11 protein-coding genes, 2 tRNA genes and 1 pseudogene are annotated in these 12,747 nt (G+C 48.2%); 11 read left to right on the plus strand and 3 right to left on the minus strand.

What is annotated here, in order from left to right; all coding sequences use genetic code 11:
• Positions 1-141 precede the first annotated feature (141 nt).
• Positions 142-993 (plus strand): magnesium transporter, encoded by an 852-nt coding sequence (locus tag GCE9029_RS22950; RefSeq protein WP_062667285.1) that lies wholly within the window; start codon positions 142-144, stop codon positions 991-993.
• On the opposite strand, the gene dacB is transcribed toward GCE9029_RS22950, so the two are convergent.
• Together dacB and GCE9029_RS22960 are read right to left on the minus strand one after the other, a co-directional pair.
• Complete coding sequence (gene dacB / locus GCE9029_RS22955; protein WP_062667287.1) at positions 968-2,383, minus strand: serine-type D-Ala-D-Ala carboxypeptidase; 1,416 nt, start codon at positions 2,381-2,383, stop codon at positions 968-970. The genes GCE9029_RS22950 and dacB overlap by 26 nt on opposite strands.
• Positions 2,384-2,485: 102 nt before the next feature.
• On the minus strand, positions 2,486-3,457 hold the full coding sequence (locus GCE9029_RS22960; protein ID WP_062667289.1) for a porin: 972 nt from the start codon (positions 3,455-3,457) through the stop codon (positions 2,486-2,488).
• A 476-nt stretch (positions 3,458-3,933) separates the two neighbouring features.
• Between GCE9029_RS22960 and greA the strand changes: the two genes are divergently transcribed.
• Positions 3,934-4,407 (plus strand): transcription elongation factor GreA, encoded by a 474-nt coding sequence (greA, locus tag GCE9029_RS22965; RefSeq protein ID WP_197475417.1) that lies wholly within the window; start codon positions 3,934-3,936, stop codon positions 4,405-4,407.
• 81 nt (positions 4,408-4,488) lie between these two features.
• Here greA and yhbY read toward each other — a convergent pair whose 3' ends face one another.
• A complete protein-coding gene (yhbY, locus tag GCE9029_RS22970; protein ID WP_002540335.1) occupies positions 4,489-4,785 on the minus strand; it encodes a ribosome assembly RNA-binding protein YhbY in 297 nt (98 codons plus the stop codon).
• 131 nt (positions 4,786-4,916) lie between these two features.
• On the opposite strand from yhbY, the gene rlmE reads away from it, so the two are divergent.
• The 9 genes and pseudogenes from rlmE to nusA all read left to right on the plus strand — a co-directional run bounded on the left by rlmE (position 4,917) and on the right by nusA (position 12,743).
• Positions 4,917-5,546, plus strand: coding sequence for a 23S rRNA (uridine(2552)-2'-O)-methyltransferase RlmE (gene rlmE / locus GCE9029_RS22975; protein ID WP_002540334.1), 630 nt, complete (start codon positions 4,917-4,919; stop codon positions 5,544-5,546).
• Between the two features lie 95 nt (positions 5,547-5,641).
• Positions 5,642-7,546 carry an ATP-dependent zinc metalloprotease FtsH gene (gene ftsH, locus GCE9029_RS22980; protein ID WP_438356881.1) on the plus strand — a complete coding sequence of 635 codons (1,905 nt, stop codon included), beginning with the start codon at positions 5,642-5,644 and terminating at the stop codon, positions 7,544-7,546.
• A gap of 87 nt (positions 7,547-7,633) precedes the next feature.
• Positions 7,634-8,485: a dihydropteroate synthase gene (folP, locus tag GCE9029_RS22985; protein WP_062667292.1), complete on the plus strand. Its 852-nt coding sequence runs from the start codon at positions 7,634-7,636 to the stop codon at positions 8,483-8,485.
• Complete coding sequence (glmM, locus tag GCE9029_RS22990; protein WP_062667294.1) at positions 8,482-9,819, plus strand: phosphoglucosamine mutase; 1,338 nt, start codon at positions 8,482-8,484, stop codon at positions 9,817-9,819. Before folP ends, glmM begins: the two co-directional genes overlap by 4 nt.
• Before the next feature lie 211 nt (positions 9,820-10,030).
• A pseudogene (gene secG / locus GCE9029_RS22995) lies at positions 10,031-10,270 on the plus strand (preprotein translocase subunit SecG); the annotation flags it as partial.
• A gap of 101 nt (positions 10,271-10,371) precedes the next feature.
• A tRNA-Leu gene (locus GCE9029_RS23000) sits at positions 10,372-10,458 on the plus strand.
• Positions 10,459-10,532: 74 nt separating this feature from the next.
• Positions 10,533-10,609: transfer RNA gene (locus GCE9029_RS23005), tRNA-Met, on the plus strand.
• 169 nt (positions 10,610-10,778) lie between these two features.
• Positions 10,779-11,234, plus strand: coding sequence for a ribosome maturation factor RimP (gene rimP / locus GCE9029_RS23010; RefSeq protein WP_062667298.1), 456 nt, complete (start codon positions 10,779-10,781; stop codon positions 11,232-11,234).
• Positions 11,235-11,255: 21 nt separating this feature from the next.
• The gene (gene nusA, locus GCE9029_RS23015) at positions 11,256-12,743 is read left to right on the plus strand and encodes a transcription termination factor NusA (protein WP_062667300.1); all 1,488 of its coding nucleotides are present in this window, start codon (positions 11,256-11,258) and stop codon (positions 12,741-12,743) included.
• The last annotated feature ends 4 nt before the right edge of the window (positions 12,744-12,747 follow it).

A 12,747-nucleotide genomic window follows, 5' to 3' on the forward strand; every position in this document is an offset into this window, starting at 1 on the left:
TTTTTATTCCCTGCGCTTCCCGACAATTCTGAGTGAGAGAGCTGACTGTATTCGTATGTCTTTAAAAGGCTTCTGCACTTTTTCGACTTAAATCAGTCGCTTTTCTATGGTCGTTACACCTAGCCAATCGGGAGGTTCGCTATGGCGGTAATGAACGCTACTTCGCTGGGAAACCAGCCAAGCACTTTTGCTGCGAGAGAAATTGAAGCAGCAAGAAGCGCTTTTTTATTTCATGAAAACAATGAGCGTGTTCGCTTGCTCTCTGTAATGCCTGTCAGTGAGGCAATTGCAGTATTAAATCAGTGTCCGCTGGCGTTGGTTCGACAGCTACTTGATGACCTGGCTGAAACTGGGGAGGTAGTGCGTGTCAGGCAAATTGCCACCGGACTTGGGTTGATAAGCTCAGAAGCAGAGCCTGATGGCAATTATCTGACTAACTCGGTATTGAGCCACGTTCGTCAACGGATTGGTTGGATTGTTGGATTAGCACTGCTCGGTATCGTATCTGGACTTATTATCTCACACTACGAGGATACATTGAGTCAGCTCGTGTTGCTGGCTATTTATATGCCTGTCATTGCAGCTGCCGGTGGTAATGCTGGCTCGCAAGCCGCGACACTGGTGGTCAGAGCGCTTGCGATGAATGAAGTCAGGCCAACCCAATGGCTTCAGGTGATGTGGAAAGAGCTACGGATAGCGTCGATCATCGCTATTTCCCTTGCCGCTGTCATTATGGCAAGGGTCATGTTATTCAGTGATCACAGTGCCCTGCCAGCAGGCATGACCTTAATTGATATCGCCATTGCCATAGGCCTGGCACTGAGCATCCAAGTAACAATTTCTACCACCCTTGGTGGAGTGCTGCCATTGGTGGCAAGAAAGCTCAAACTTGACCCTGCTGTGTTGGTTAGCCCTGTATTGGCGTCAGTGGTCGATATCAGCGGAATGGCGATTTACTTCGTCACTGTTAACGCATGGTTAGGCTTGACGTAAGCAGTGCCTGATAAAGTTCCCGTTCAAATTGGGTGATTGGGCTGGCGACATTGGCTGGCCTGTCATCCGATTTTGGGATGTGATAGTTCGTCACTAATTGCACGACCAAGATATCTTTACCTTGCTCGTTTTTAAGCACACCAGCGAGATTATAGCTTCCGTAGAGCGAGCCTGTTTTGGCTGAGAGTCTTTGCTTTAAGGGTGCATGGCGTACGCTTGAGCGGTACTTCAAAGTGCCGTCAACGCCTGATACCGGCAGCATAGCAAGCACGCCAAGACTTGGGTTTTCATATACATACTGCATGACATTCATCAGTTGAGATGCTGTCATGCGGTTGTTTCGTGAAAGGCCAGAGCCATCAACCATGACAGCATAGGTTAAGTCCAGCCCGGCCTTTTCCTGCAAGATAGCTTTCACTGCTGCGGCGCCATTGGCGAAGGTGCCGGCTTTACCGAAGTAGCGATGACCCATGGTCTTCAGCAGATTGTCAGCGAGTAGGTTGTCAGAGCGTTTTAGCATTATTTTTAGTAAGGCATCTCGTGTGTCCGAGGAATGTTTTGCCAGAAAGGTACGGTTGCCTTTTGGGAAGCCGACACGAATGCTGCCTTCCAATCGAATAGCGGCCGTTTTTAATTCAGCTGCCAAAACATCTTCGACATACTTTTGCGGATTCTGAACAGCAAATTTGAGGGGGAGAGGCTTCGAACGCTGCTGCAAGCATCCACCTAGCTGATATTGGTTGTTATTGTCATAGTGAAGTTCTAAATCGCACAGACTTGCTTCCTGTTCGGTTTTTGTCACGACAAGAGCATCAGTGCTCACTTGAACAGGTTGGTGCTCAGGAACAAAAACACGCGTTTTCTGTCGGCCTTTCTCGCTGTAAATTGAACCTTGTACGCAGTTTCTTTCCAGTGCAACAGCGCTGGAAGGGGCACTGTAGCAGACCCCAAGAATGTCCCAAGGCCAACCAACTGCTCTTTCATACCCGGAAAAAACGGTACCATCTAACCAAACATCCCCCCTAATACGCTTAATACCCTTTGCTTTTAGGGCGCCAACCAAGAGTTTGAGATCTTTTCGCGTCAGTGTTGGGTCGCCAGAAAAAGTAAATACGATGTCTTTCCCTGCTTGCTCAACGCTTGTTTCGAATGCAAAGTTTTTTGGCAAATAAAGACTGGCTGCAAGTGCCGTCACCACTTTCTGGGTGCTGGCCGGAGGCAAAAGAATGTCTTCATCAACGGAAAGGATGGATGAACCAGAGTTCGCATCTAGAACGGAAAGCGCAAGCTGACTGCCAGCAGGGAGCATGGCCTCAATTTTGTTGAGAGGCACGGCATAAGCTGAAATTGAAAGGGGGAGTAAAAGCAGAAGGATAAGAAGGCGCACCATGATTTCTCCGGCAAAGAAGGCAGATTCAGTATGGTACAAAAAACGCCTACACGTAGGTAGGCGTTTTGATATTCAATATTAAGTATTTAACTTAAAAGAGAATCAGAAGTCGTAACGCAGGCCGAATACCATCTCGTCTTCAGCAGCGTATGAAGAGCCAGCTTCTTCTGCGTTCAGCAGATTGAAGTTGTAAGATGCGTATGCGCGGAAGTTGTCGTTGAAGTAGTGAGTTGCGTCGATTGCCAATGCGTCAACATCAGCTTTGTTTGCTACTTCCTTGTTACCGTAGGTAGTAGTGAACTTGGTTTGACCCATAGTGTAAGCTGCTGCCAGCTCGTAACCATCAACGTCTACTACTTTGCTGTAGCTATCGTTGTAAGCTTCACCAGTGTTGTACAGAGCAGCTACGTAGAAGTCACCAAACGCGTAAGATACAGCAGTTTCCAGCTGGTTAGCTTCGCTGGTGTCTTTACCCTGGTCTGCGTAACCGATCGCCATTGCCAAGCCGTTGTCCATCGCGTATTTAACAGCTGCTGAGTAGCCACCGTTACGGATTTCTACACCAGTTTTTTCGTCAACAGTGTCAGATACGTAGTTTGCTTTAACAGTCAGGCCACCAAACTCACCGACGTAAGTCAGGTTGTTGTCTGTGCGGTCTGCAACGGTGATTTTGCCGCTTGCAGCTGCACCGTGGTAAGACATGATATCAGTGAAGTCGGTGATCATGCCCAGAGAGCCGTCGTTCTTACCGTATGTTACTAGACCGAATTCAGAACCGATACCTGCGTAAACATAACGTGTATCGTCTTTATCGCCGTTTTCGATTGCGTCGTTAGTAGTGAACTCTTGCTCAAAGAAACCTACACCGTATGCGCCTTCGCCAATTTGAGTGGTACCCAGAACGTTCAGACGAACACGGCTGTTATCGGTGATGTCGCCATCTTTGATAGCTGCACGAGCTTCAGCACGACCGCCGATAGCCATAGAAGAAGTGCCGTCGTTAAAGATTTCAGCAGCAGATACAGAAGTAGAAGCAACAGCAGCTACAGCAAGAGCAATCAACTTTTTGTTCATTACGTTGTCCTTTATATGAATTTGATTTTCGGGACGTTATCTCCAAACGTCGCGATGCCTTGTTTGTAACCGCTCCCGATTTGGGACTGTTAGTAAAACAATCAAAAAACAAATAGAAAACACTGTTTTTTATATGAATGGAGATTACTAAGGGCTTTAATAACAGGTGGTTATGGGTTCTTGGTAAAGTTCATTGGGTGCGTGGTGATTTAGAAGTTTTTATATTTAATTGCGAACTAAATCTCTATGTTATTGCTTTGATGTGTGACATGTGTTTGAGAAATACCCTCTAAAGTATGCATGGGTTTTTGCGCTCTCGGTTTTGATAAGCCCGGCTTTCAAATCGTTGGTGACCTGAACAGATAACTTGTTTACACTGAGATGAAAGTAATTCGTTGGCTGCGCTCAAACTCTGTCTGGGCGTGGCTTTGTTTTTGCCAAAACATATGGTTTTGGTCACAGAGGTAATGTCATTTATGGATAAAGTACCAATGACTGTGCGTGGCGAACAGCAATTGAGAGAAGAGCTGGACCGCCTGTTGAAACGCCGTCCGCTAATCACTCAAGCCATTGCTGAAGCACGCGAACTTGGTGACCTGAAAGAGAATGCGGAGTACCACGCTGCTCGTGAAGAGCAGGGCATTTGTGAAGCACAAATCCGTGATATTGAGTACAAGCTTTCTGTCGCTCAGGTGATCGACATTGCGAAGATGCCAAATAATGGCAAGGTTATCTTCGGTTCGACTGTAACGCTTATTGACTGTAACACTGATGATGAGGTGACTTACCAAATCGTGGGTGATGACGAGGCGGATATTAAACAGAACCTTATTTCTATCAACTCGCCGATTGCGCGAGGCCTTATCGGTAAAGAAGAAGGTGATGAAGTGTCCATCACCGTGCCGGGCGGCGTGAAAGAGTTTGAAATTGATAGCGTAGAATACGTATAAATGTTGGAAGCCTGTGAGCGGCAAAAATGTTAGCGTTTGTTACAGGCAACTGATGTAAAAAAGGCCGCTAAGCGGCCTCTTTTATTTGCGTGGCAATTCGATTTTGCGCTCTTCGCTTTGGCGGTACAGAACCAGAACTTTACCGATAACCTGTACTTTCTCTGCTTTAGTTTCACGAACGATTGCGTCTACAATCAGGTTCTTAGTGTCGCGATCTTCTGATGCCACTTTCACCTTGATCAGTTCGTGATGATCGAGAGCGATTTCAATCTCAGCAAGCACGGCTTCTGTCAGGCCATTTGCACCCATGAGTACAACCGGTTTCAGGTTGTGTGCCAGACCTTTCAGATACTGTTTTTGTTTTGTGCTTAGATTCATTGATGACTCGATTTCTTGTTTTATCGGGGTTGAAAACGTGACATTCTACCGCCATCTCTATCCAAACTGAACAAATATCCCCCTGAATCATCCGCAAGAACTTTGCGGCAGTATTGTGGGCTAGGTAAAACATGAGCAAAAAGAAACACTCAGCGAGCTCTGGTCGCTGGTTGAAAGAACATTTTGATGATAAATATGTTCAGGAAGCCCAGAAAAAAGGCTTTCGTTCGAGAGCAATTTTTAAACTCGATGAGATCCAGGGTAAAGATAAGCTGCTTAAACCGGGTATGACTATTGTGGATTTGGGTGCTGCCCCTGGTGGTTGGTCCCAATACGCAGTAGAGCAGGTCGGTGATAGTGGACAGGTCATTGCCTGTGATATTCTGCCTATGGACTCTCTTCCTGGCGTGGCATTTTTGCAAGGCGACTTCCGTGAAGAAGCGGTGTTGAATGCGCTGCTTGACCGTATCCAGCCAGACATGGTTGATGTGGTGATGTCAGACATGGCACCAAATATGAGCGGAAACTTGGCTTCAGATCAGCCACGCGCCATGTACCTTGTTGAGCTTGCATTGGACATGTGTCGTGAAGTCTTGGCACCAAACGGTTCATTTATTGTCAAAGTTTTCCAAGGTGAAGGCTTTGATCAGTACTTGGCTGAAGTGCGTAAGATGTTTAAAGCGGTTAAAATCCGTAAACCTGATTCCTCCCGTGCACGTTCGCGCGAGGTCTACATTGTGGCTACAGGGTATAAACTGTAGTACTCTACCATTATTAATATAGTTTTTGCGGGGCTAACACCTTGAGTGACATGGCAAAAAACTTGATTTTATGGCTGGTTATCGCTGTCGTATTAATGTCTGTGTTCCAAAGCTTTGGACCGGGTGACAGTGCTGGCCGTCAAGTCGACTACACAACGTTCGTCCAAGAGATAGGACAGGATAAAATACAGGATGTACAGTTCGATAACCGCGAACTGAAAGTGACACGTCGTGATGGCACTGGCTATGTCACGTATATGCCTGTACTCCAAGACCCTAAACTGCTGGATGATCTGATCAACGCTAAAGTTCAGGTGCGTGGTACACCGCCTGAAGAACCAAGCATTCTTGCGTCTATCTTCATCTCTTGGTTCCCGATGCTGCTGCTTATCGGTGTATGGATTTTCTTCATGCGTCAAATGCAAGGCGGTGGCGGAAAAGGCGCGATGTCTTTTGGTAAGTCAAAAGCGCGCATGATGAGCGAAGAGCAAATCAAAACCACTTTTGCCGATGTTGCTGGCTGTGACGAAGCAAAAGAAGACGTCAAAGAACTGGTTGATTACCTGCGTGACCCAAGCCGTTTCCAGAAACTGGGTGGTAAGATCCCAACCGGTGTTCTTATGGTTGGTCCTCCTGGTACCGGTAAAACCCTGCTTGCAAAAGCCATTGCGGGTGAAGCAAAAGTACCTTTCTTCACGATTTCTGGTTCTGACTTCGTTGAAATGTTCGTGGGTGTTGGTGCATCACGTGTACGTGACATGTTTGAACAAGCGAAGAAAGCATCGCCTTGTATCATCTTTATTGATGAGATCGATGCAGTAGGTCGCCAACGTGGTGCAGGTTTAGGTGGTGGTCACGACGAGCGTGAGCAAACACTGAACCAAATGCTGGTTGAAATGGATGGCTTTGAGGGTAACGAAGGCATCATTGTTATTGCAGCAACTAACCGCCCAGACGTTCTTGACCCAGCGCTACTGCGTCCAGGCCGTTTCGACCGTCAGGTTGTTGTTGGTCTGCCTGATGTGCGTGGCCGTGAGCAGATTCTGAAAGTTCACATGCGTAAAGTCCCATTGGGCAGCGATGTCGAAGCATCACTGATTGCCCGTGGTACCCCAGGATTCTCTGGTGCAGATCTGGCAAACCTTGTTAATGAAGCGGCTCTGTTTGCAGCACGTGGTAACAAGCGCGTTGTCTCTATGGTTGAGTTTGAACTTGCGAAAGACAAAATCATGATGGGCGCAGAGCGCAAGTCTATGGTGATGTCTGAAGAGGTCAAAGAATCAACGGCATACCACGAAGCAGGCCACGCTGTTGTTGGTCGCTTGGTGCCAGAACATGACCCAGTATACAAAGTCTCTATCATCCCACGTGGCCGTGCGTTGGGTGTGACAATGTATCTACCTGAGCAAGACCGCGTCAGCATGTCTCGCCAGCACTTGGAGTCGATGATTTCGAGTCTGTACGGTGGCCGACTGGCTGAAGAGCTCATTTACGGTGTGGACAAAGTGTCTACTGGCGCATCTAATGATATTGAGCGTGCAACAGATATTGCCCGTAAGATGGTGACTCAATGGGGCTTCTCTGAGAAATTAGGTCCACTGCTGTATGCAGAAGACGAAGGTGAAGTGTTCCTTGGTCGCTCTGTTACACAGAGCAAGCACATGTCTGATGAGACTGCACGTCTTATCGATGGTGAAATCCGTGAACTGATTGACCGTAACTATCTACGTGCGCGCAAGATCATCGAAGAAAACATGGATATCATGCATGCGATGAAAGATGCATTGATGAAGTACGAAACTATCGATGCTGCGCAAATTGATGACCTGATGGCAAGACGCCCTGTTCGTGAGCCCGCCGGCTGGTCTGCTGATGACAGTTCAGATAACACGCCGACCAAGCCAAGCGCCGAAGCCAGCTCTAGCGACGTTCCTCCGTCTTCGGACGAAGTGGAAACTGGCAACAAGTCAGTCGACCCAGACGGTAAGTCGGAAGCGTAATTGGTGATTGAAACCGACAAAACCCCGGGATAACTCGGGGTTTTTCTTTTATCTGTAGAAAATTCTCTACCCGAACAAAGCCTTCATATGAAACTCGTCAGTAAAAATAAAACCCTCGATCTGTCTTCTTCACAGGTAATGGGCATCCTCAACGTGACCCCTGATTCGTTTTCTGATGGCGGACAATTCAACCGGTTAGATACTGCTCTCCATCATGCTGAAGCCATGTTAAAAGCTGGTGCAACTATTTTGGATATTGGCGGTGAATCGACCCGTCCTGGTGCCGCAGACGTTTCCTTGGAAGAAGAGTTGGAACGTGTGGTTCCTGCTATCGAAGCTATTCGTTCTCGCTTTGACTGTTGGATATCTATAGATACCAGTAAAGCAGCAGTCATGCGTGAAGCAGTGGCTTCCGGTGCCGATATTATCAATGATGTACGTGCTCTTCAGGAGCCACAGGCATTGGAAGAGGCAGCAAAAGCCAATGTGCCGGTGTGCCTCATGCATATGCAGGGACAACCGCGTACCATGCAAACCAATCCAACCTACGATGATTTGTTTGGAGATATTTTTGCCTTCTTTGATGCTCGCTTGAAAGCGTGCGAAGGGGTAGGAATTGAAAAGAGCAAGGTTATTCTGGATCCGGGATTTGGATTTGGGAAAACACTGACACATAACTATCAGCTACTTGCAAAGCTGGAAGATTTTCATCGACTTGGCCTACCAGTTCTGGCGGGAATGTCTCGAAAGTCTATGATTTTTAAATTATTAGAAAAATCCCCAACCGAGATTCTCGGGGGGAGCTTAGCTTGCGCCACCATTGCTGCGTTGAAAGGGGCTCAAATCATCCGCGTTCATGACGTGGCTGAAACCTCTGATGTCGTCCGCGTTGTGAACACAATGCGAGAAGCAGCAGGTAAATTTGGAGATACACAATGACAGAACGTAAGTACTTCGGCACTGACGGTGTCCGCGGTAAAGTGGGCCAATTCCCAATCACGCCTGATTTCATCCTTAAGCTTGGCTGGGCGGCGGGTCGCGTACTGAGCCAGCAGGGCACCAAGAAAGTACTGATTGGTAAAGACACGCGCATTTCTGGTTACATGCTGGAATCAGCGTTGGAAGCAGGACTCTCAGCTGCGGGCCTGCAGGCTGCTTTCACAGGGCCAATGCCAACTCCAGCCATTGCCTACCTGACGCAAACATTTCGTGCTGAAGCAGGTATTGTGATTTCAGCTTCACACAACCCTTACTACGATAACGGCATCAAGTTCTTCTCATCAGAAGGAACCAAACTACCGGATGCCATTGAACTTGCGATTGAAGCTGAGCTTGAAAAGCCACTGACCTGTGTAGAGTCGGCGCAACTAGGTAAGGCAAAACGTATTGTTGATGCAGCAGGTCGCTATATCGAATTCTGTAAGGGCGCCTTCCCTTCTGAAATGAACCTTAAGGGTATGAAGATAGTTATCGACTGTGCCCATGGAGCGACCTATCACATTGCACCTTCCGTGTTTAAAGAGCTGGGTGCAGATGTTATCGCGATGGGTGTAGAACCAAACGGTACCAATATCAATGATGAAGTGGGCGCAACTGATGTACGTGCGCTTCAGGCTCGTGTGGTAGAAGAGCAAGCTATGCTGGGTATCGCCTTCGATGGTGACGGTGACCGTGTCATCATGGTTGATCATGAGGGTAACAAAGTTGACGGTGATCAGATTGCTTATATCATCGCCCGTGAGTCACTGCGCCGCGGTGAACTGAAAGGCGGGGTAGTGGGCACATTGATGACTAATATGGGGATGGAAGTGGCGCTGAAAAACCTTGGCATTCCATTTACCCGTGCCAAAGTGGGCGACCGCTATGTGATGGAAAAGCTGTTGGAAAACGGCTGGACGATCGGCGCGGAAAACTCAGGTCATGTCATTTTGCTGGATAAAGTGACAACGGGTGATGCGATTGTTGCGGCGTTGCAAGTGTTGGCAAGTGTTGTCGGTACCGGTATGTCTTTAAAAGAGCTGTGCGACGGCATGAGCATGTTCCCGCAAGTGCTTGAAAACGTGCGTTTCAGTGGCGATAGCGACCCTCTGGAGTCTGACGCTGTTCTTTCAGCGAAAGCCTCTGTTGAAGATAAACTTGGCGAGACAGGTCGCGTGTTGCTGCGTAAATCTGGCACTGAACCGCTGATCCGCGTTATGGTGGAAGGCGAAAATGCGGATGACGTAAAAGCTTACGCATTGGAAATTGCAGATGCGGTGAAAGCAAACTGCTAATTTCAAAGTCCTTACAAGGATTGTTATGGGGCGGGAGCGTCCGGTTGGTCACAAGATGTGCAAACGAAATGAAAAGTCCTGTTTTTTTGCATTTTTCACTTGTTTCACCTGCTGGCATTCGTTAGTATTCTCCCGCTCCCAATGATGGGAGTTGCGCTGGTGAACTTGAATTGGTCATCTGGCTCAACAATTTGGAACATAGGTGGAACCCATGTACGAAATTCTACTTGTGATTTATCTGTTGGCCGCACTTGCTGTTATTGGCCTGGTACTGGTTCAACAAGGTAAAGGCGCAGATATGGGAGCCTCATTTGGGGCTGGAGCATCAAACACTGTGTTTGGCTCTGGCGGCTCTGGAAACTTCCTCACCCGAATGACCGCGATCTTCGCGACGATATTTTTTATTCTCAGCCTAGTGCTAGGTAATCTGACTGCTAAGCAGACAGAAGCAGGCGGAGAATATGATGACTTGAGCGTTCCAGTGGAACAAGTTCAGTCAGGTGATGTGCCAGCTGCTGGTAACAACAGCGACATCCCGAATTAATACCTTTCGCTGAGGTGGTGGAATTGGTAGACACGCTGTCTTGAGGGGGCAGTGCCTTAACAGGCGTGCGGGTTCAAGTCCCGCTCTCAGCACCAAATTTAAAGTCCTGAATAAGGCCATCGCACTTGAAATAGTGCATGAGGCGACGATATAATGTGCGCCGTTCGGACGCGGGGTGGAGCAGCTTGGTAGCTCGTCGGGCTCATAACCCGAAGGTCGTCGGTTCAAATCCGGCCCCCGCAACCACTTTGAGGTGATTGTTTATAGAGACCGAAACAGTCACTGGTCATGAGAAATCATGGCATCAGGGTCCAGTTACATTAAACCCCGAAATTCGGGGTTTTTTGTTATCTGAAGATGACCATTCGGATGGATGACTGGGCTTTTAGGCCCTTTTTTTATTTCTGGGGTTTGTATGACCGGACTAGAGAAACAGCTTCATGCCTTGCTTGAAGCGCCTGTAGAGGCACTGGATTACGAACTGGTCGGGCTTGAGTTTGTTCGCGCAGGACAACACTCCACCCTTCGTATCTATATCGATCACGAAAACGGCATCACAGTCGAGGATTGTGCAGAAGTTAGCCGTCAGGTTAGCGCAGTAATGGACGTTGAAGATCCAATCACTGTGGCTTACAGCCTGGAAGTATCGTCTCCTGGTTTGGAGCGACCATTATTTAAAGCTGAACATTATCAGCGCTTTGTTGGCCATGAAGTGAACATTGTGCTGAAGATGGCCATGCAGAACCGCCGCAAGTGGAAAGGTGACATTCTTTCTGTCGAAGGCGAAACCGTCACCATCAAGGTCGATGGCAACGAAGAAGCGTTCGCCCTGAGCAATATCGCCAAGGCCAACCTGGTTCCTTCATTTTAAGGTTAAATGAGGCATTAGTTCATGAACAAAGAAATCTTGGCTGTCGTAGAAGCGGTATCCAACGAAAAAGCAGTTCCACGTGAGCGCATTTTTGAAGCACTGGAAACGGCGCTGGCTACAGCTACAAAGAAAAAATACGAAGCTGACATCGATGTACGTGTTGCTATCGATCGTAAAACTGGTGAGTTTGACACCTTCCGCCGCTGGTTGGTGGTAGAAGAAGTGGCGCTGCCAACGCGTGAAATCACGTTGGAAGCGGCGCAATTTGAAGATGAAACGCTGGATCTGGGTGGTTTCGTTGAAGACGAAATCGAATCAGTGACGTTTGACCGCATCACGACTCAAACTGCGAAGCAAGTGATCGTGCAGAAAGTACGTGAAGCAGAGCGCGCCCAAGTGGTTGAGCAGTTCATGGATAACGAAGGTGAGCTGATCACCGGTGTGGTTAAGAAAGTAAATCGTGATGTGATTATCGTCGATCTGGGTAACAATGCAGAAGCGGCAATCCAGCGTGACGATCAACTGCCACGTGAAAACTTCCGTCCAGGCGACCGCGTTCGTGGTTTGCTGTATGCTGTACGCCCAGAAGCGCGCGGTTTCCAGCTATTCATGACCCGCTCTAAGCCAGAAATGCTGATCGAACTGTTCCGCATTGAAGTGCCAGAAATCGGCGAAGAAATGATCGAAGTGATGGGCGCGGCTCGTGACCCAGGCTCTCGTGCAAAAATTGCGGTTAAGACCAATGACAAACGTATCGACCCAGTTGGTGCGTGTGTGGGCATGCGCGGTGCGCGTGTCCAGGCTGTTTCTGGTGAGCTGGGTGGTGAGCGTATCGATATCGTTCTGTGGGACGATAACCCAGCGCAATTCGTTATTAACGCGATGGCACCAGCTGATGTTGCTTCTATCATCGTTGACGAAGACACTCACGCGATGGACATCGCCGTTGAAGCTGACAATCTGGCACAGGCTATCGGCCGTAACGGTCAAAACGTTCGTCTGGCTTCTCAGCTGACTGGCTGGGAACTGAACGTAATGACAGTTGAAGATCTTCAGAAGAAGCATCAGGAAGAAGCTGGTCAGTCTATCGAACTGTTCAGCAAGCACCTTGATATCGACGAAGACTTCGCTGCAGTGCTGGTTGAAGAAGGTTTCACAACGCTGGAAGAAGTGGCATACGTACCAGCAGCAGAGCTTCTGGAAATCAATGGTCTAGATGAAGACACAGTTGATGAATTGCGTAACCGTGCGAAAGAAGCACTGACCACTATTGCGTTGGCAAAAGAAGAAATCCTTGATGGTGCAGAGCCAGCAGAAGACTTGCTTGGTCTGGAAGGTTTGGAGCGTGAAATGGCGTTCCGCCTGGCGTCGAAAGGCGTTTGCACTCTGGAAGATCTGGCTGACCAAGGCACAGATGATCTTCTGGATATCGAGGGAATGGATGAAGTTAAAGCGGGCGAGCTGATTATGGCTGCGCGCAATATTTGCTGGTTCAGCGACGAAGCTTAAGCGC

The organism is Grimontia celer, assembly GCF_900055185.1.
In the GTDB taxonomy this organism is placed as follows: domain Bacteria; phylum Pseudomonadota; class Gammaproteobacteria; order Enterobacterales; family Vibrionaceae; genus Enterovibrio; species Enterovibrio celer.